Genomic DNA, 17,250 nt, shown 5'->3' with positions numbered 1-17,250 from the left:
GGCATCGCCGGAGCACCGCTCTTGCGTGTCGACGGCGCCGCGTGCAGACTCCGTGACGAGAGCAGTGCTCTCGTATCGGATCGACGATCACAGGAGACGGACATGACGACGACGGTCCTGGTGACCGGGGCGACCGGCGGGATCGGCGGGCACCTGCTGACCGCGCTGGCCGGCCGCGACGTGACGGTGCGGGCGCTGGTCCGCGACCCGGACCGCCTCGCCGGTGCCGGCGGCGTCGAGGTCGTGCGGGGCGATCTGCGCGACCCGGACGCCGTCGCCGCGGCACTGGACGGGGTCGACGCGGCGTTCCTCAACTCACCCTCGGCCCCCGACGCCGCGACCACCCAGATCGCGGTGGCCGACGCCGCCGCGACCGCCGGGGTGTCCCGGCTGGTGCTGCTGTCGCAGTTCGCGGCACGGGAGGACTCCCCGGTGCGGTTCCTGCGCCGGCACGCCGCGGTGGAGCAGCACGTCCACGACCTGGGGATCGGCCACGTGGTGCTGCGGCCGAACCTGTTCCTGCAGGGCCTGCTGGCCTTCGCCCCCCTGGTCGCCGCGACCGGCCGGTTCGGCGCCCCGATCGGCGACGCCGCGGTGAGCGCGGTCGACGTGCGCGACATCGCCGACGCCGCCACGGCCGTGCTCACCGGCGCCGGAGGGGACGGTGCGGTGCACGACCTCACCGGGCCGCGCGCGGTCACCCACGCCGGGATCGCCGCGGCCCTGACCCGGGCCACCGGACACCCGGTCACGTTCGACGACCTCACCCCCGAGGCGTTCGCCGCCGCCCTGGACGGGGTGCTGCCGCCCTGGCAGGCCGCGGGACCGGTCGAGGACTACGCCCACTACGGGCGGGGCGAGGCCGCACGGGTGGACGACGCCGTGGCCGTCCTCACCGGCCACCCGGCCCGCACCCTGGAGGAGTTCGCCCGCGACCACGCCGCGGCGTTCACCCCCGCGGGGCGAGCGCTCAGACCTTCACGTAGGCGCGCAGGGTCACGTAGCCGGTGATCCCGGCGACGAGCGCCCCGGTGGGCACGAGCAGCGCCGAGACCACCAGCACGTCGGTGATCCGGACCGGCGGGATCACGCCGGCCTGCCCCATCGCGGCGAACAGGTCGTCGACGACGGCGTACTTGGCCGCGACCAGGCCGATCCCGGCGAGCGCCCCGCCGACGGCCCCGGCGATGGCGGCCTCGACCAGGAACGGCAGCTGGGTGGTCCAGCGCGTCGCACCGACCAGGCGCATCACGCCGACCTCCGTGCGCCGCATGAACGCCGAGACCTGCACCGTGTTGGAGATCAGCAGGATCGCCGCGAGCGCCTGCACGACGGCGAGCGCGAACGCCACGTTGCGCACCCCGTTCAGGAAGTCGAACAGGGTCCCGACGACGTCGCGCTGGTCGATCACCCCGCGCACCCCCGGCCGGCCCTCCACGGCGGCCCGGGCGGCCGCGGCACCCGCCTGCTGGTCGGTCAGGGTGACCCGCAGCGTGGCGGGCAGCGACTGCGGCCGGGCGACGTCGGCGACCGACTGCCCGGCGAACAGCTCGCGGAAGCGGGTCCAGGCCTGCTGCTGGGACTCGAACGAGACCGAGCCGACACCCGGGGCGGCCTCCAGCGCGCTCCGCACCGATGCGCACGTCGGCCCGCTGCAGTCCGGGTCGGTCTCCGAGACGTCCGGGGTGAGCGCCACCTGGATCTCGAGCCGGTTCGTGTAGAGCGCGGAGATGTCGTCGATGGTGCGCAGCACGAGCAGGCCCGCACCGACCGACATGAGGGTGACCGCGGTGGTCAGGACCATCGCGACGGTCATCGTGACGTTGCGGCGCAGGCCGGAGGAGACCTCGCGGGTGAGCAGGGCGGGGCGCATCTACCGGCCCGCCCCGTACACCGCGCGGGCCTCGTCGCGCAGCACGCCGCCGTCGGCCAGCTCGATCACCCGGCGGCGCATCGCATCCACGATGGACGAGTCGTGGGTGGCCATCAGCACCGTGGTGCCCGCCCGGTTGATGCGCTCCAGGACCTGCATGATCTCCCGCCCGGTCTCGGGGTCGAGGTTGCCGGTGGGCTCGTCGGCCAGCAGCAGCGGGGGCCGGTTGACCGACGCCCTGGCGATCGCGACGCGCTGCTGCTCGCCGCCGGACAGCTCGTGCGGCAGCCGCTCGGCCTTGCCCTGCAGCCCCACCATCTCCAGCAGCTCCGGGACGGCGATCCGGATCTCCGAGGGCCTGCGCCCCAGCACCTCGAGCGCGAACCCGACGTTGCCGGCGACGGTGCGCTTGGGCAGCAGCCGGAAGTCCTGGAACACGCACCCGATCCGCTGGCGCAGCTTCGGCACCTTGCGCCGGGGCAGCCCGGCGACGTCGAGGCCGTCGATGATGATGGATCCCGAGCTGGGGACGTCCTCGCGCAGCAGCAGCCGCAGCAGCGTCGACTTGCCCGACCCCGACGGTCCGATCAGGAACACGAACTCACCCGCACCGACCGTCGCGGAGACCCGGTCCAGCGCCGGACGCCCGGACGCCGGGTAGCGCTTGGTGACGTCCCGCAGCTCGATCACGGAGCGGGACGGTACCGCCGCCCGGAGTACACGGGCCGTGACGACACGCCCGTCAGGCCGGTCCGGCGGCGACCGGGTCCCGCGACGGGTCGAGCGCACCGGCGAGCCGGTCCAGGACGGGGACCGCCGCACGCAGCGCGACCGCGTCGGCACCGTCCAGGTCGCCGAGCGCGCGCCGGATCTGCCGCGTCCAGGCGGCGTCGAGGAGCTCGCGGTGCCGGACCGCCCGGGCCGTGGGGTACAGCAGCGCACGACGGCCGTCGGCCGGGTCGGCACGGCGCTCGACGAGGTCGCGCTCGACCAGTGACCGGACGGTCGTACTGACGTTGCTGGGCTGCAGCCCGAGACCGCGGGCCACCGCCGACACCGGGTGCCCGGGCCGGGCCGAGACCCACCGGAGCACCTCGTGCTCGGATCCGGTGATCGCGTCCAGGCCGACCGCGCGTTCGCCCGACGCCCGCAGCACCCGCGACAGGTCGTGGACGGCGGCCACCAGCGCCGCCCAGTCCTCGCGCTCCTTGATCTCCGTCACAGACGCGATACTACTCGACTGTTCATATATATTTTCATAGCTGATTGCCGTGGGAGAGAGGACCGTCATGACCGTGGGTACCGAGCAGGCCGCACCGAGGACCGCGCGCGGCCGCACCGTGCCGGACGGCGTGTGGATCGGTGTTCTCGCGCTGCTGACGGCCGTGGCGCCGCTGGCCACCGACATGTACCTGCCCGTGCTGCCGACCGTGGCGACCGAGCTGGGGGCGTCGGCGTCGGCGGCGCAGCTGACCCTGACCGCGTTCCTGGTGGGGCTGGCGTTCGGGCAGCTGGTGATCGGCCCGCTCTCGGACAGCTGGGGGCGGCGACGCCTGGTCCTCGCCGGCACGGTCCTGCTGTTCGTCGCGTCCCTGGCGAGCGCGGTCGCGCCGTCGGTCGCGGTGCTCGTCGTCGCCCGGTTCCTGCAGGGCTTCGGCGGTGCGGCCGGTCTGGTGCTGAGCCGCGCGATGATCTCCGACCGCACCACCGGCGCGCGGACCGCGCAGCTGTTCTCGCTGATGATGGCGATCAACGGGATCGCCCCGGTGGTCGCGCCGGTGATCGGCAGCTCGCTCGGCGGGGTCGTCGGCTGGCGGGGCATCTTCGTCGTGCTCGCCGGGCTGGCGCTGCTCATGCTGGTGTCGTCGCTGCTCGCGGTGCACGAGACGCTGCCGGCCCCGGCCCGTACCTCCGGCGGTGTGCGACGGACCTTCTCCGACACCGGTGCGCTGCTGCGCCGCCGTCGTTACGTCGGCTACGTGCTCGCGTTCGCCACGTCGTTCTCGATGATGTTCGCCTACATCTCCGGGTCGCCGTTCGTGCTGCAGCAGACCCTCGGCCTCTCCACGACCCAGTACGCCCTCGCCTTCGGGACGAACGCGGCCGGGCTGGTGCTGGGCAACATCGTCAGCAGCCGGCTCGCCACTCGGGTCGCCCCGCGCCGCCAGCTCGTCGTCGCCGTCGGGGGGCTGGTCGTGCTGTGCGCGGCGCTGCTCGTCGTGGTGCTGCTCGGCGCCGCCCGCTGGCCCGTCCTCGTGCTGCTGTTCGCGACCCTGGCCACGCTCGGGTTCGTGATGGGCAACAGCGCGGCGCTGGCGACCGGCGAGGTCCGCGACCGCGCCGGGACGGGCTCGGCCCTGCTGGGGGCCACCCAGTTCGGCCTCGGCGCCCTGGTCTCGCCGCTGGTCGGGTCGAGCGCGACGGCGATGGCCGTGACCATGCTGACCGCGGCCACGCTCTCCGCCGTGTCGCTCGCCGCCCTGACCCGCGGCACGACCGCGCCGCGCTGAGCCCGCCCCGCCCGCCCCGCCCCGGACACTCGTCGGCCCGGCCGCCGTGACGCCGAGATGCGGCTCAGCGGGAATTGTCGATCTCCACGGCCCGCTGAGCTGCATCTCGGTGGACCGCGCCGACCCGGGTCGAGGCGCGCGGGCCACGGGACACGGGGCCGTCGTCAGGGGGCGGTGATCTCCACCGGCAGCCCGGGGTCGCTGAAGGAGACGGTCACCGCACCCGGGACCGCGGCGCCGGCGTTCTGCGTCCCGGCGGCCGGGGCCTGCGGCTGCAGGCGCAGCCGGAGCAGCCGTCCGCGGTCGGCGGGGGCGGCGTCGGGGGCACCGAGCCAGGCGGTGAACCGCGGGGTCGGTGAGACCAGCCCGGCGAGCTCGTCGAGCCGGGTCGCGACCGCCGGGGCCGGGGCGCCGGCCCGTGCGGCGGCGAGGTCCACCGACCCGGTGTACGTCGTCGCGGCGACGCCGCCGACGTCGGTGGCCCCCGGCGCGGCGGCGACGTCGCGCAGTCCGGGCGCGGCGTGCAGCATCCCGCCGACGGCACCGACCGGGAGGAGCCCCGTGGACAGCGGCTGCCAGCGGTCGCTGCCGCCGAACCGGACCCAGGCACGGTCGTCGAGCACCCTGACCCGGGCACCACGGGTGCCGAGGGCGACGGTGAGGTCCGCGGCGAACGGGGTGAAGCGGGCGGGGCCGGAGGCGCGCACCGGGCCGGTGACCGAGTCGAGCTCGACGTCGACCCGCGCCGACCCGGCGTCGGCGAGCGCGGTGCCGGCGGCGGCCACGGTGTCCTGCGCCGACGGCGCGGCGGAGGCGGGCGGAGCCCCGTCGGCGGCCGGCTCCGGGGATCCCGTCGTGCATCCGGCCAGGGCGAGGACGAGGAGGGCGCCGCAGACGGCGGACGCCCGGCGACCCCGGCTCACGAGGCCGATTCGGTCTGCTTGCGCCAGCGGATGCCGGCCTCGATGAACTCGTCGATCTGGCCGTCGAGCACCTGCGAGGGGTTGCCCTCCTCGTGCTCGGTGCGCAGGTCCTTCACCAGCTGGTACGGGTGCAGCACGTAGTTGCGCATCTGGTTGCCCCAGGAGGACCCGGCCTCCTTGAACGAGTCGCGCAGCTCGCGCTCCTCCTGCCGGCGGCGCTCCAGCAGCTTCGCCTGCAGCACGGCCATCGCCGACGCCTTGTTCTGCAGCTGGGAGCGCTCGTTCTGGCAGGCGACGACGATCCCGGACGGGATGTGGGTCAGCCGGACCGCCGAGTCGGTCGTGTTGACGCCCTGGCCGCCGGGCCCGGACGCGCGGAACACGTCGACCCGCAGGTCCTTCTCGTCGATCTCGATGTGGTCGGAGGTCTCGACGACCGGGGCCACCTCGACACCGGCGAACGACGTCTGGCGCCGCCCCTGGTTGTCGAACGGCGAGATCCGCACCAGGCGGTGGGTGCCGGCCTCGACCGACAGCGTCCCGAACGCGTACGGCGCGTGGACGGCGAAGGTGGCCGACTTGATGCCGGCCTCCTCGGCGTAGGACGTCTCGTAGACGTCGGTGCCGTAGCCGTGGCGTTCGGCCCAGCGCAGGTACATGCGCAGCAGCATCTCGGCGAAGTCGGCGGCGTCGATGCCCCCGGCCTCGGACCGGATGGTCACCAGGGCCTCGCGCTCGTCGTACTCGCCCGAGAGCAGGGTGCGGACCTCCAGCGAGGAGATCTCGCTGCGGAGCTTCGCGCGCTCGGCGTCGGCGTCCGCGACGGCGGACTCGTCCCCCTCGTCCTCGGCGAGCTCGTAGAGCACCGGCACGTCGTCGAGGCGACGGCGCAGGTCGTCGAGCCGGCGCAGGTCGCCCTGGGCGTAGGCCAGCCGGCTGGTGATCTGCTGGGCGGCGTCGACGTCGTCCCAGAGGTCCGGCCGGCCCGCCTGCTCGGACAGTTCCTCGATCTCCTGGCGCAGCCGGGGCACGTCGGCGACGGCCTCGATGCTGGACAGCGTCGTGTCGAGGTCCTTCAGGTCGGCCTGGACGTCGGAGTTCACAACCGTCGAGGGTACGCGGGGTGCGACCCGGTTCAGTCCTGGGGGATCGCGTCGATCAGCTTGATCATCGCCCGGGTGTGGGCGACGGCGAAGTCCGCGACCGGACGGCCGTAGGGGTCGTCGGTCGCACGGGCGGCGGCGCGGGCCACCGCGAGCCGCTCGGCGTAGGCCTCGCGGGCGGCCGCGACGAGCTCGGTGCGCTGCTTGACCGTCAGCGTCCCCGCGTGCAGCAGCCGCAGCACCAGCGGGCTGCGGACGGCGTCGGCGTCGCCGCCGGTGGCGAGCCAGTGCTTGAACGACCGCTTGCCGGCCGCGGTGATCACGTACTGCTGGCTGGCCCGCGGGCCCTGCTTGCCCAGGCGCAGCAGTGCCTCCTCGGTCAGCGCGGGCAGCTCGCGGTAGACCTGGCTGCGGGTGACGGAGAAGAACAGGCCGAACCGCTCACCGGCCGCCGCCACCAGCTGCCCGCCGGTCATCGGCCCGCCGTGGAGCAGACCGAGGAGGGCGGCGGCGGTGGCGTTGACCGGTGTGACGGGTGCCATCGTCCGACGGTCCCACGTCCGCGCCGGGCGCGCGAGTCCACAGCGCACATCCGCCCTGAGCAGACGGGGTGCACTGTGGCCTCACGCGGCCCACGGACGGGTCAGGCCCCGATGGTCAGGGAGGCGATCCGCTCGCGGGAGACGGCGACGTCGCCGTACTGGCCGGCGAGCCGCTTGGCGCGCTTGTAGAAGAAGTGCGCCTCGTGCTCCCAGGTGTAGCCGATGCCGCCGTGGAACTGGATCATCGCCGCGGTCGCCTGGAGCGCCACGTCGCTGCTCTTGGCCTTGGCGACGGCGACGGCGAGCTCGGCGCCGTCGAGCCCGGTGTCCACCGCGTGCGCGGCGTAGAGCGCCGCGTGCTCGGCCATCGTGACCCCGACGTGCAGGTCGGCCAGCGCGTGCTTGAGCGCCTGGAACGACCCGACGGGCACACCGAACTGGGTGCGCTCGCGGTCGTAGGCGACGGTGCGGGTCAACGCCTCGCGGGCGATGCCGACCAGGTCCGCGGCGACCAGCACGGTCGCCCGGTCGGTCAGCTGCTTCTGCAGCTCGACGGTGGTGCCGGGCAGCGCCTCGGCGGTCCCGCCGCCCAGCGACGCGAGCCGGGTGGTGCCGTCGAAGCTGCCGACCGGCGACGCCGTGGCGCCGGTGACCAGCGCCAGCCCGGGCAGGCCGTCCTCGGCCGGGGCGACGACGACGTCGGCGAGCGCGCCGTACTCCACGACCGGCAGACCGGTCGCGGCGCTGCCCCGGGTGGTGAACGCACCGACCGCCTCGCCCGCGGCGAGCTTCGGCAGCCAGGCCGCCTTCTGCTCGTCGGAGCCGGCGAGCCGGATCGCGTCGGCGGCCAGCACGGTGCCGCGCCACGGGCCGGGGGCGACACCCGCCCCGAGCGCCCGGGCGATCACCTGGGCCTCGACCAGGCCGAGACCGAGGCCGTCGTGCTCCTCGTCGACGGTGACCGCGGTCCACCCCTGCTCACCCGCGGCACGCCACAACGACGCCGGATTGCCGTCGTCGGACGGGTTCTCGACGACCGCCCGCACGGCGGCGAGGTCGAAGCGCTCGGCCAGGTAGTCGCGCACCGCGGCGCCGAACTCCTGCTGATCCTGGGTGAGTGCGAAGAACATGTGTCCGTTCCCCTTACCGCGGCAGGCCGAGCACGCGCTCGGCGGTGACGTTGCGCTGCACCTGTGACGAGCCGCCCCAGATGGTGACCGAGCGCGACCACATGGCCTGGGCGTGCAGCGGGCGCAGGTCGGTGCCGTCGGGCAGCGCGTCGAGCGTGGCGTCCTCGCCGAGGATCCGGTCGTAGACCTCCCACAGGTCCTGGAACGCCTCGGACCACTGCAGCTTGGTCATCGACGCCTCGAAGCCGAGATCGCGGCCCTGCTCGACCTGGGTGAGCACGTGCATCGAGTGCAGCCTCAGGCACTCCAGCTCGACCAGGACGCGGGCCAGGTCGTCGCGGATCACCGGGTCGGTGTCCCGGCCGAGCCTCCGGGCGACGGCGGCGATCTCGTCGTACTGACGACGGAACTCGGTGTACTGGGAGATGCCGGACGCGCCGCGCTCGAACGAGAGCAGCAGCATCGCGGTGCGCCAGCCGTCACCGATCTCGCCGAGACAGTCCGCGGCCGGGACGCGGGCGTCGTCGAAGAAGACCTCGCCGAACTCGCTGGCCCCGCTCATCTGGCGCAACGGGCGCGCGGTGACGCCGGGCTGGTCCATGTCGATGAGCAGCATCGAGATGCCGCGGTGCTTCTCCGACCCGGCCTCGGTGCGGACCAGGGTGAAGATCTTGTCGCCGTGCACGGCGTTGGTGGTCCAGACCTTCTGGCCGTTGACGACGAAGTCGTCACCGTCGCGGACGCCCTTGGTGGACAGCGCCGCGAGGTCGGAGCCGGCACCGGGCTCGGAGAAGCCCTGGCACCACACGACCTCGTTGCGCAGCAGCGGGCCGATGATCTCCTTCTTCTGCGCGTCGGTGCCGATCGCCATGACCGTCGGCGCGAGGAAGGTCAGCCCGAGCGGGTTGACCGTGCGCGGCGCCTGGGCGCGGACGGTCTCCTCGTCGTAGATGGCCTTCATGCCCGGCGTGCCGCCGCGGCCGCCGTACTCGACGGGCCACTGGATGCCGGCGAACCCGGCGTCGGCCTTGTCCCGCTCCCAGTCGCGCCGCAGCCGGAAGCTCTCGGAGTCCTCCAGGGACTCCCAGAACCCGGGGCGGGTCCACTCCTGCGGGATGTGGGCGCCGAGCCAGGAGCGCAGTTCCGCGCGGAACTCCTCCTCGGCCGGGGTGAAGGTCAGGTCCATGGATGAGCACCCGTTCGTCGTGTGAGGTCGGCACTGTCCCGACCCGGAGCCTTCCATACCCGCCGGTAACCTGCCTCCCGCGGCGTGTCCGTGGCCCGGGCGGTATGCAGGGAGTAGCATTTCGGTATGCGCAGCGAGCGGGTGACGGTCACGCTGCCGGCGGAGCTGGTGGCCGAGGCGAGGGACGCGGTGTCCCGCGGATCGGCGGCGAGCCTGTCCGCCTACGTGGCGGAGGCCGTGCAGGCACGGCAGGACCGGGACCGTTCCCTGGCCACCCTGGCCGACCTCTACGGCGGCCCCCCGCCGGCCGACGAGCTGGATGCCGCGCGCCGTTCGCTGCGCCCGGTCCCGCCCGTGGCCGTCGGCTGAGCCCGCGATGATCGGCGGACGCGTACTCGACTCCTCGGCTCTGGCGGCCTTCGCGACCGGTCGCCCCGTCTATATGCGTGCGCTGGTCTGGGCCGCGGTGGAGGAGAACATCGTGCTCGCGGTGCCCAGCGCCGCCCTCGGCCGCGCCTGGTCGATGGTCGACGCCGAGCACCACGCCGCACTGCAGGTCCTGCTGGGTCTGCCGAACACCGTGATCCACGAGCTGTCGCCCGAGAGCGCCCAGGAGGCCGGGCTGCTGCTGGCCTCCCAGGGACTCGACGACATCGTGACCGGCCAGGTCGTCACCGCCGCCCGGCGGCGGGGCTGGCCCGCGGTCACCGGGGACCCGGGGTCGCTGCGCAAGCTCGACCCGATGGTGCCGATCGAGGAGCTGCCCTGAGCGTGCTCAGGCGCTCCCGTCGCGCAGCCGGGTCCGGAGGCGCGTCAGCTCGTCCTCGGTGAGACCGTTCTCGCGCAGCCAGCCGACCGGGCCGCCGTGGCGCTCGTCGAGCAGCCGCAGGAACTCGGCCATGACCTCGGCCCGTGGGCGGTGCCGGTCCAGCTCGTCGGCACCGGGCATCGGCTCACCCGAGGCGGTCGTCCACTTCCGGAACAGGGCGTCGATCCGGGTCGCGGACAGCGCGTAGTCGGCGGTGATCTCCTCCCGCGGCACCCCGACCGCGGCGCACACCAGCGCGACGAGCACGCCGGTCCGGTCCTTGCCGGCGGCGCAGTGCACGACGGTCGTGCCGGACTCCAGCCCGGCGATCCGGCGGACCCCGTCCACGACGTACTCGCCGCGGCCGTCGAGGTAGGCCAGGTAGTGGCCGAGCATCGGGTCGAGCGCGGCGTGGGCGTCCTCGGTCTCGGGCAGGGCGATCCCGGTCTCGGGGATGAAGCTGAGCCGGTGCACCGGCACCCCGGCCGCGGCGAGCGCACCGAGGCCGTAGGTCGTGCGTTCGTGGTCGGTGCGCAGGTCCAGCACCTGCGCGACGCCCAGCTCGTCGGTGAGGTACGCGACGGCGGCCGGCCCCAGCCCCTCCAGGGACTCGGTGCGCAGCAGGACGCCGGTGCGGACGCGACCCCCGCCGTCGAGCGGGAGGCCGCCGACGTCACGGGCGTTGGCGAGGCCGTCGACGGTCAACCAGCGGTCCGGTACGAGATCGGTCACGACCCCAGGTTAGGCAGCCCGGGGCGCCACGGCAGCGGTCACCGGGCAGGGTTCACCGGCCGTGCACCGGCGGGCGGCGCAGCGCGGCGGGCAGCACCCGGGCACCGTCGCCGTACGCGGCGGCGGCGTCGTCGGGGTTGACCAGCCGGCAGGTCGTCATCGACAGGCAGCCGCAGCCGATGCAGCCGTCGAGGCCGTCGCGCAGGGCGGTCAGCGCGTCGATCTGCTCGTCGAGCCTGCCGCGCCAGGACCGCGACAGCCGGGCCCAGTCCGACCGGGTCGGCGTGCGGTCCGCGGGCAGCGCGTCGAGGGCGGAGCGGACCTCCTCCAGCCCGATCCCGATGGACCGGGCCGCCCGGACGAAGGCGAGCCTGCGCAGCACGCTGCGCCGGTAGCGGCGCTGGTTGCCCGAGGTCCGCGTCGCGGAGATCAGCCCTTCGCGCTCGTAGTAGCGCAACGCCGAGTGCGGGAACCCGCTGCGCTCGACGATCTCCCCGATGGTCAACAGGTCGCCCGTGTCCATGCCCGTCCCCCGTCCCACTACCCCGCCGCGGCCGTCCCACACGCCGTTCCGCGCATCGGGACGGCCCGTACAAACCTCGAGCCGACTCCAGTATTGCGCCGTTCATCGCAAGCCCGCCACCTGCGGGGACCGCCGTCCGTCGGCCGAGGGGCACCGTCCACCGGGTTGCTCCCCGCACTCTCTCAAGATCACGGAACCGGTGAACGGTGCCTGTCGCGCGGCGACCGACGACCCCGGGGCTGGACCCCCGCGACGGGGCCCTCTACGGTCATCCCCAGTCATCACGGCCCGATCACGAGCGGGCTGGAGCCGGACTCCCCGACCGGCTCACCCGGGACCCCCGACCCGGCCGTTCGTGCGCGGTGCCGTCCGTGATCTGAAAGGCGTTTCCTTGCCCGGACACCGCTCCCCCGGTGGCCACCACGGGTTCCCCCGACCCGTGGCGACCACACCCGCAGCGACGGCCGCTGCACCGTCCCTCCGTTCCTCGCGGCACGGCGGCCCCGCGCACGCCGCGCGTCGTGCCGGCACCCGCACGGCCGCCACCGGCGCCGCGTTCGGCGTGCTCGCCTCCGGTGCGTTCGCCGCGATCGTCCCGACCACTCTGGACGGGACCTCGACGCAGGCCGACGCCGAGGAGGGCGGCACCACCGCCGCCACGACGCTGGCCGCGTACTCCGCGAACATCCCCTCGGCCACGAAGGCCACGGACGGCTCGACCTCCGGCTTCTTCAGCCCGGTCTCCTTCGCCCAGCCGTCCGCCGCGTCGGGCGCGCTGCAGGCCGCCGCCCCCGCCCAGGACGCCGACCTCGCGTCCATGGGCAAGGCGCACGAGATCGCGACGAAGATCGCCGCCGAGCACGCCAAGGCCGCCGCGGCCGAGAAGGCGCGCCAGGCCGAGAAGGCGCGGATCGACGCGATCGTCGCCCAGGGCGGACTGGACGGCTGGATCGCCGAGGCCCTGGACCACATGGGGCTGTCCCAGTCCTACGCGAGCGGGCTCAAGCGCATCATCCTCAAGGAGTCCAACGGGAACCCGCACGCCATCAACAACTGGGACTCCAACGCCGCGGCCGGCAACCCGTCCGAGGGCCTCATGCAGGTCATCCCCTCGACGTTCGCGGCCTACGTGCACCCGGACTTCGCGGACCGGGCGATCACCGACCCGATCGCGAACATCACCGCGGGCGTGCGCTACATGATCGACCGCTACGGCATCGACACGCTCGACGCGGGTGGCCGGGTCGGCAGCCACGGCGGATACATCGGATACTGAGCGAGACCCTGACCCCACGACGGCGGTCACCGGGGGAACCCGGTGACCGCCGTCGTCGTTGTAGGGGTCGAATCGTAAACTTCCCTTTACCCGATCGTGCCCGCAACGAGGAGCTGCCACTCGTGTCGTCCCCCGGTGGAGCCCCCGCCAGCCGCACCACGACGACGGCCGGGGGCGTCGCGCGCTCCCGGTTCCGTCCGGAGCTGCAGGGTCTGCGCGCCCTGGCGGTGGTGCTGGTGGTCGTCTACCACGTCTGGGTCGGCCGGGTCTCCGGCGGCGTCGACGTGTTCTTCCTGATCACCGGCTTCCTCATCACCGGTGGTCTCCACCGGGCGGCGGCGCGGGGCGGGGTCGACGTACTCGCCACGTGGCGACGCCAGTTCTCCCGGCTGCTACCGGCGGTGACGGTCGTCCTCGTCGCGGGCGTGGTGGCCGGGTTCTGGCTGCTGCCGGAGAACCGGTGGATGCCGACCGTCCGGGAGACGGTCGCGTCGCTGCTGTTCCTGCAGAACTGGGAGCTGGCACACAACTCGGTCGACTACGCGGCCCGCGACAACGCGGCGAGCATCGTCCAGCACTTCTGGTCGCTGTCCATCCAGGGTCAGTTCTACCTGCTCGCGCCGCTGGTCGTGGCCGGTGTCGCGATCGCGACCCGGCGGGACGGTGCCGACCTGCACCGGCGGCTCACCGGCACGCTGCTCGCCGTCGGCGGGGCCTCGTTCGCGTACTCGGTGTACCTGACGCTGGTGAACCAGCCGCTCGCCTACTTCCACTCCGCGACGCGGATCTGGGAGTTCGCGCTCGGCGGGCTGCTCGCGCTGTGGATCTCCCGGATCGAGGACCGGCCGGAGCTGACCCCCGGCACCCGCGCGGTGCTCGGCTGGGGCGGCGTGGCCGCGCTGGTCTCCTGCGGGATCCTGCTCCAGGTCGACCGCGCGTTCCCCGGCTGGGCGGCGCTCTGGCCGACGCTGGCCGCGGCGATGGTGCTGGTCGCCGGGCGGTCCGGGCACCGGTTCGGCGTCGACCGACTGCTGTCGGGACGGGTGCTGCGCACGATCGGCGACATCTCGTTCCCGCTGTACCTGTGGCACTGGCCGATCCTGACGCTCACCCTGGTGCGCACCGGGCAGGACCGGCTGGACCTCGAGCAGGGCGCCGCCGTGATCGCGGTGTCGTTCGTGCTGGCCTGGCTGACCCACCGGTTCGTCGAGCAGCGGATCGCCGCGCTCGACGTGCGCCACGCGCTGCGGACCGGCGGGGTGCTCGCGCTGGCCGTGCTCGTCGCGGCGGGCTCCTGGTACGGGCTGGCCGCCGCGCGGGCGTCGACGCCGGTGCTGGCGGGCTCGCCGTCGCACCCGGGCGCGGCGGCGCTGTCCCCGCAGTTCGACCTCGCCTCGCTCGACCCGGCCGACGCCGAGCTGACCCCGTCGCTGGTGCAGGCGCCCGACGACTGGAGCTACCACGGCACCAGCTGGGACTGCGGGCCCTCCGAGCACGGCGCGGAGCTCGAGGTCTGCACCGTGCCCGCGCCGGCCCCGGAGACCTCGGAGCGGACGGTCGCCGTGGTCGGCGACTCGCACGCCCAGCAGTACGCCGCCTCGCTCGCGGTGATCGCCGAGCAGCGCAACTGGTCGATGGTGGGCATGTTCCGCGGGGCCTGCCCGATGTCGGTGCGCTCGGAGACCGTCGCCGACGACCAGGGGTGCACCGACTGGAACGCCGCGGTGCACGACCAGCTGGTCGCGATGCACCCCGACGCGGTCCTGACCCTGGCCAGCCGCGACGTGCGGCCCGGACTGCACGAGCAGACCCCCGAGGGGTTCGTGCAGGCCTGGCAGCGGCTCGACGCGGCCGGGATCCCGGTCGTCGCGGTCCGCGACAACCCCCGGTTCGACTTCAACGTGGTCGACTGCGTCGCCAGGCAGGGCCGGGGGGCGCCGGACTGCGAGGTCGACCGGCACACGCTGTACCAGCCGTACCCGCCGTGGTCGGCGGTCCCGGGCGTCCCGCCGAACGTGGTGTTCGCCGACGTGGCCGACGGCATCTGCGACCCGGCGGTCTGCCGCAGCGAGGTGGGCAACGTGCTCGTCTACATGGACGACAACCACCTGACCGCGACCTACGCCGAGACCCTCGCCCCGACGCTCGCGACGGCGTTCGACCACCTCGGCTGGTGAGCCTCAGGCCGGGCGGACGCTCCGCCCGGCCACGGAGACGACGTCGCCGCGCCGGATCCGGGCGCCCCGGCGGTGCTCCGGTGCCCCGTTGACCGTGACCTCGCCCGCCTCCAGGATCTCGCGGGCGTGCACGCCGTCCTCGGCGAGGCCGGCGAGCTTCAGGAACTGACCGATCCGGATCGGCTCCTCACGGATGGGCACGTCCTGCGGGGGCTGTGGCGTCCTCATGTCCCCAGTGTCCCCGCCGTAGCATCACCCGGCGTGGGTGACCACTACTTCAGCGCCACGCCGTCCGTCGCGAGCCACCGCGGGTCGGTCCGCCTGCACACGTCCGGCGTGGACCTGTCGCTGGTGACCGACACCGGGGTCTTCTCGCACAGCCGCCTCGACCGCGGGACGAAGGTGCTGCTCGACACCGCGCCGATGCCGCCGGTCCGCGGCCCGCTGCTCGACGTCGGCTGCGGCTACGGCCCGATCGCGCTCACCCTGGCCAGCCGGCGCCGCCGGCTTCCGGTGTGGGCGGTGGACCTGAACGAGCGCGCGCTGGGCCTCACCCGGGAGAACGCCGACGCGGCCGGGCTGGGCAACGTGACCGCCTGCCGGCCCGAGGAGGTCCCCGACGACGTCACCTTCGCCGGGATCTACTCCAACCCGCCGATCCGCTCCGGCAAGGCCGCGCTGCACGAGCTGCTGCTGCGCTGGCTCTCGCGGCTCCTCCCGGACGGGCGGGCGTACCTGGTGGTGGCCAAGAACCTGGGCTCGGACTCGCTGCAACGGTGGCTGAACGACGAGCAGGGCTTCCCGACGACCCGCCTGGCCTCCGAGCGCGGCTACCGGGTGCTGGAGGTCGCACCGGCGCCCTGAGGGGGCGGGAGCAGCCCGTCGACGAGTGCGTCGACGACGGTGTCGGTCGGGGTGTCCGGGTCGATGGACAGGGTCAGCCGGTCCAGGAGCAGGCCGTCGACCGCGTAGTGGAACAGCGCGATCTCCGCGGGCCCGCCGGGCAGTCCCGCGGCCCGGTTGTAGGCGACGTCGGCGGCGAACCCGGTGCGCAGCCACTCCCCCATGACCTCGGCGACCTCCGGGCGCCGGGCGGCCTCCAGACGGAGCTCGAACAGCGCCAGCGTCACGTCCCGCTCGGCACCGAGCCGGCGCACGATGTCGCGGACGTGGTCGGCGAACATCGCGGGCCCCGCCTCCCCCGCGCACAGGCCGGCGACGGTGTCCGGGTCCGGCGCCAGGCGCTGCCCGATCCGGTCGGCCAGCGCACGGACGAGCTCGGCGCGGGTCCGGAAGTAGTTCGACGCCGTGCCGGTCGGGACGCCGGCATCCCGGTCCAGCGCGCGGTGGGTCAGTCCCCGGGCGCCCTCGCGGGCCAGGACGGCCAGCCCCGCGTCGGCCAGCCGCTGCCTGCGGTCGTCGTTGCGTGCCATGCGGGCACCCTAGACGAACCACGACGCCTGTTGTACTTTCAGCGACCACGACATCCGTCGTGGTTCCCTCGACCCGGAGGTCCGCGCATGCGCGAGCTCGTCTACTACGTCGCGGTCTCGCTCGACGGCCGCATCGCGGCCCCCGACGACACCTTCGACGCCTTCCCGCAGACCGGCGACCACATCGACATGATCCTGCGGGAGTGGACCGACACGGTCCCGGCCGTCGGGCTGAACATGCTCGGGCTGACCGCGGACAACAGCCGGTTCGACACCGTGCTGATGGGCTGGAACACCTACGCCGCGGGCCTGGCGGCCACCACCGACCCGTACCCGCACCTGGAGCAGTACGTCCTGTCGCGCAGCCGTCCCGCCGACGCGGTGCCCGCCGGGATCACCCTGACCGGGCGCGACCCGGTGGACCTCGTCCGCGAGCTGAAGCACCGCACCGGCGCCGGCATCTGGCTCTGCGGTGGCGGGCGGCTCGCGGCCGCGCTGGCGGGCGAGATCGACCGGCTGGTGCTCAAGGTGAACCCGGTCGTGCTCGGGGCGGGCAAGCCCCTGTTCGACGACGGCGGCGGGTACCGGCCGCGGTCGTGGGACCTGGTGCGGTCGACGCCGTACCGCTCCGGGGTCGTCGTCGCCGAGTACGCGCGGGTCCCCTGACAGGACGAAGGCCCCCGGGGTGCTCCCCGGGGGCCTTCGTGAGTGGTAGCGGGGGCAGGATTCGAACCTGCGACCTCTGGGTTATGAGCCCAGCGAGCTACCGAGCTGCTCCACCCCGCGCCGTCCGGGACCGCGTGCGATCCCGTCTGTGTTGTGTCACCACCGTACACCGGCCGTTCACCGGACCTCCGAGGGGGGGTCGCTCCCGGCGACCGGGCCGGACCCCACGAAGAACGAAGGCCCCCAGGAGATCCTGGGGGCCTTCGTGGGTGGTAGCGGGGGCAGGATTCGAACCTGCGACCTCTGGGTTATGAGCCCAGCGAGCTACCGAGCTGCTCCACCCCGCGCCGGACGGAACCGCGTGCATT

At 74.0% G+C, this 17,250-nt stretch carries 20 protein-coding genes and 2 tRNA genes; 8 read left to right on the top strand and 14 right to left on the bottom strand.

Annotated features, from left to right (window positions below; genetic code table 11):
* Positions 1 to 102 precede the first annotated feature (102 nt).
* Positions 103 to 1,011 (top strand): NmrA family NAD(P)-binding protein, encoded by a 909-nt coding sequence (locus tag MTO91_RS05465; RefSeq protein WP_476653950.1) that lies wholly within the window; start codon positions 103 to 105, stop codon positions 1,009 to 1,011.
* Here the strand turns inward: MTO91_RS05465 and ftsX are convergent.
* The 3 genes from ftsX to MTO91_RS05450 are packed head-to-tail and all read right to left on the bottom strand — an operon-like array spanning position 971 to position 3,164.
* Positions 971 to 1,873 carry a permease-like cell division protein FtsX gene (gene ftsX / locus MTO91_RS05460; protein WP_405419035.1) on the bottom strand — a complete coding sequence of 301 codons (903 nt, stop codon included), beginning with the start codon at positions 1,871 to 1,873 and terminating at the stop codon, positions 971 to 973. The two genes, MTO91_RS05465 and ftsX, sit on opposite strands and share 41 nt — an antisense overlap.
* Positions 1,874 to 2,563, bottom strand: a complete 690-nt coding sequence (gene ftsE / locus MTO91_RS05455) for a cell division ATP-binding protein FtsE (RefSeq protein WP_476653949.1) — start codon at positions 2,561 to 2,563, stop codon at positions 1,874 to 1,876.
* A 52-nt stretch (positions 2,564 to 2,615) separates the two neighbouring features.
* On the bottom strand, positions 2,616 to 3,164 hold the full coding sequence (locus MTO91_RS05450) for a MarR family winged helix-turn-helix transcriptional regulator (RefSeq protein WP_476653948.1): 549 nt from the start codon (positions 3,162 to 3,164) through the stop codon (positions 2,616 to 2,618).
* Here MTO91_RS05450 and MTO91_RS05445 point away from each other — a divergent pair.
* Complete coding sequence (locus MTO91_RS05445) at positions 3,163 to 4,383, top strand: multidrug effflux MFS transporter (protein WP_476653947.1); 1,221 nt, start codon at positions 3,163 to 3,165, stop codon at positions 4,381 to 4,383. The two genes, MTO91_RS05450 and MTO91_RS05445, sit on opposite strands and share 2 nt — an antisense overlap.
* Positions 4,384 to 4,547: 164 nt before the next feature.
* Here MTO91_RS05445 and MTO91_RS05440 read toward each other — a convergent pair whose 3' ends face one another.
* The 5 genes from MTO91_RS05440 to MTO91_RS05420 all read right to left on the bottom strand — a co-directional run bounded on the left by MTO91_RS05440 (position 4,548) and on the right by MTO91_RS05420 (position 9,267).
* Positions 4,548 to 5,306 (bottom strand): hypothetical protein, encoded by a 759-nt coding sequence (locus MTO91_RS05440; RefSeq protein ID WP_476653946.1) that lies wholly within the window; start codon positions 5,304 to 5,306, stop codon positions 4,548 to 4,550.
* Positions 5,303 to 6,409, bottom strand: coding sequence for a peptide chain release factor 2 (gene prfB / locus MTO91_RS05435; RefSeq protein ID WP_073578362.1), 1,107 nt, complete (start codon positions 6,407 to 6,409; stop codon positions 5,303 to 5,305). Before prfB ends, MTO91_RS05440 begins: the two co-directional genes overlap by 4 nt.
* A 32-nt stretch (positions 6,410 to 6,441) precedes the next feature.
* Entirely contained in the window at positions 6,442 to 6,951 is a 510-nt protein-coding gene (locus tag MTO91_RS05430; protein WP_020621783.1) for a helix-turn-helix transcriptional regulator, read from the bottom strand.
* A 101-nt stretch (positions 6,952 to 7,052) separates the two neighbouring features.
* Positions 7,053 to 8,081, bottom strand: coding sequence for an acyl-CoA dehydrogenase family protein (locus tag MTO91_RS05425; protein WP_251785604.1), 1,029 nt, complete (start codon positions 8,079 to 8,081; stop codon positions 7,053 to 7,055).
* 13 nt (positions 8,082 to 8,094) lie between these two features.
* Complete coding sequence (locus MTO91_RS05420) at positions 8,095 to 9,267, bottom strand: acyl-CoA dehydrogenase family protein (RefSeq protein ID WP_346106837.1); 1,173 nt, start codon at positions 9,265 to 9,267, stop codon at positions 8,095 to 8,097.
* Between the two features lie 126 nt (positions 9,268 to 9,393).
* Here MTO91_RS05420 and MTO91_RS05415 point away from each other — a divergent pair, with 126 nt between their 5' ends.
* Positions 9,394 to 9,636 carry a ribbon-helix-helix domain-containing protein gene (locus MTO91_RS05415; protein WP_020621780.1) on the top strand — a complete coding sequence of 81 codons (243 nt, stop codon included), beginning with the start codon at positions 9,394 to 9,396 and terminating at the stop codon, positions 9,634 to 9,636.
* A 7-nt stretch (positions 9,637 to 9,643) separates the two neighbouring features.
* Positions 9,644 to 10,036 (top strand): hypothetical protein, encoded by a 393-nt coding sequence (locus MTO91_RS05410; protein WP_062400607.1) that lies wholly within the window; start codon positions 9,644 to 9,646, stop codon positions 10,034 to 10,036.
* Positions 10,037 to 10,042: 6 nt separating this feature from the next.
* Here the strand turns inward: MTO91_RS05410 and MTO91_RS05405 are convergent, their stop codons facing one another.
* Positions 10,043 to 10,807: a tyrosine-protein phosphatase gene (locus MTO91_RS05405; protein ID WP_251785605.1), complete on the bottom strand. Its 765-nt coding sequence runs from the start codon at positions 10,805 to 10,807 to the stop codon at positions 10,043 to 10,045.
* Positions 10,808 to 10,859: 52 nt separating this feature from the next.
* On the bottom strand, positions 10,860 to 11,330 hold the full coding sequence (soxR, locus tag MTO91_RS05400; RefSeq protein ID WP_062400605.1) for a redox-sensitive transcriptional activator SoxR: 471 nt from the start codon (positions 11,328 to 11,330) through the stop codon (positions 10,860 to 10,862).
* Positions 11,331 to 11,769: 439 nt separating this feature from the next.
* On the opposite strand from soxR, the gene MTO91_RS05395 reads away from it, so the two are divergent.
* Both MTO91_RS05395 and MTO91_RS05390 read left to right on the top strand, forming a co-directional pair.
* Positions 11,770 to 12,606: a transglycosylase SLT domain-containing protein gene (locus MTO91_RS05395; RefSeq protein ID WP_224403434.1), complete on the top strand. Its 837-nt coding sequence runs from the start codon at positions 11,770 to 11,772 to the stop codon at positions 12,604 to 12,606.
* Between the two features lie 122 nt (positions 12,607 to 12,728).
* The gene (locus MTO91_RS05390; RefSeq protein WP_476653945.1) at positions 12,729 to 14,783 is read left to right on the top strand and encodes an acyltransferase family protein; all 2,055 of its coding nucleotides are present in this window, start codon (positions 12,729 to 12,731) and stop codon (positions 14,781 to 14,783) included.
* Between the two features lie 3 nt (positions 14,784 to 14,786).
* Here the strand turns inward: MTO91_RS05390 and MTO91_RS05385 are convergent, their stop codons facing one another.
* The gene (locus tag MTO91_RS05385; protein ID WP_208819928.1) at positions 14,787 to 15,011 is read right to left on the bottom strand and encodes an RNA-binding S4 domain-containing protein; all 225 of its coding nucleotides are present in this window, start codon (positions 15,009 to 15,011) and stop codon (positions 14,787 to 14,789) included.
* Between the two features lie 33 nt (positions 15,012 to 15,044).
* On the opposite strand from MTO91_RS05385, the gene MTO91_RS05380 reads away from it, so the two are divergent.
* The gene (locus tag MTO91_RS05380; RefSeq protein ID WP_476653944.1) at positions 15,045 to 15,647 is read left to right on the top strand and encodes a class I SAM-dependent methyltransferase; all 603 of its coding nucleotides are present in this window, start codon (positions 15,045 to 15,047) and stop codon (positions 15,645 to 15,647) included.
* Here the strand turns inward: MTO91_RS05380 and MTO91_RS05375 are convergent.
* Entirely contained in the window at positions 15,614 to 16,216 is a 603-nt protein-coding gene (locus MTO91_RS05375; RefSeq protein ID WP_476653943.1) for a TetR/AcrR family transcriptional regulator, read from the bottom strand. The genes MTO91_RS05380 and MTO91_RS05375 overlap by 34 nt on opposite strands.
* An 87-nt stretch (positions 16,217 to 16,303) precedes the next feature.
* Here MTO91_RS05375 and MTO91_RS05370 point away from each other — a divergent pair, with 87 nt between their 5' ends.
* Complete coding sequence (locus MTO91_RS05370) at positions 16,304 to 16,882, top strand: dihydrofolate reductase family protein (RefSeq protein ID WP_476653942.1); 579 nt, start codon at positions 16,304 to 16,306, stop codon at positions 16,880 to 16,882.
* A gap of 43 nt (positions 16,883 to 16,925) precedes the next feature.
* Here the strand turns inward: MTO91_RS05370 and MTO91_RS05365 are convergent.
* Positions 16,926 to 17,002 (bottom strand) — tRNA-Met (locus tag MTO91_RS05365).
* 150 nt (positions 17,003 to 17,152) lie between these two features.
* Positions 17,153 to 17,229, bottom strand: a tRNA-Met gene (locus MTO91_RS05360).
* Between the last annotated feature and the right edge of the window lie 21 nt (positions 17,230 to 17,250).

The sequence above is a fragment of the Pseudonocardia sp. 2-7 genome (assembly GCF_056341085.1).
This window is presented reverse-complemented; position numbering and strand designations above follow the sequence as displayed.

Coding starts and splice junctions, on each gene's coding strand:
- soxR (WP_062400605.1), bottom strand. CDS start 11,330: ATGGACACGGGCGACCTGTTGACCATCGGGGAGATCGTCGAGCGCAGC.
- MTO91_RS05425 (WP_251785604.1), bottom strand. CDS start 8,081: ATGTTCTTCGCACTCACCCAGGATCAGCAGGAGTTCGGCGCCGCGGTG.
- MTO91_RS05375 (WP_476653943.1), bottom strand. CDS start 16,216: ATGGCACGCAACGACGACCGCAGGCAGCGGCTGGCCGACGCGGGGCTG.
- MTO91_RS05450 (WP_476653948.1), bottom strand. CDS start 3,164: ATGACGGTCCTCTCTCCCACGGCAATCAGCTATGAAAATATATATGAA.
- MTO91_RS05430 (WP_020621783.1), bottom strand. CDS start 6,951: ATGGCACCCGTCACACCGGTCAACGCCACCGCCGCCGCCCTCCTCGGT.
- MTO91_RS05415 (WP_020621780.1), top strand. CDS start 9,394: ATGCGCAGCGAGCGGGTGACGGTCACGCTGCCGGCGGAGCTGGTGGCC.
- MTO91_RS05445 (WP_476653947.1), top strand. CDS start 3,163: ATGACCGTGGGTACCGAGCAGGCCGCACCGAGGACCGCGCGCGGCCGC.
- MTO91_RS05370 (WP_476653942.1), top strand. CDS start 16,304: ATGCGCGAGCTCGTCTACTACGTCGCGGTCTCGCTCGACGGCCGCATC.
- MTO91_RS05410 (WP_062400607.1), top strand. CDS start 9,644: ATGATCGGCGGACGCGTACTCGACTCCTCGGCTCTGGCGGCCTTCGCG.
- MTO91_RS05385 (WP_208819928.1), bottom strand. CDS start 15,011: ATGAGGACGCCACAGCCCCCGCAGGACGTGCCCATCCGTGAGGAGCCG.
- MTO91_RS05420 (WP_346106837.1), bottom strand. CDS start 9,267: ATGGACCTGACCTTCACCCCGGCCGAGGAGGAGTTCCGCGCGGAACTG.
- ftsX (WP_405419035.1), bottom strand. CDS start 1,873: ATGCGCCCCGCCCTGCTCACCCGCGAGGTCTCCTCCGGCCTGCGCCGC.
- MTO91_RS05465 (WP_476653950.1), top strand. CDS start 103: ATGACGACGACGGTCCTGGTGACCGGGGCGACCGGCGGGATCGGCGGG.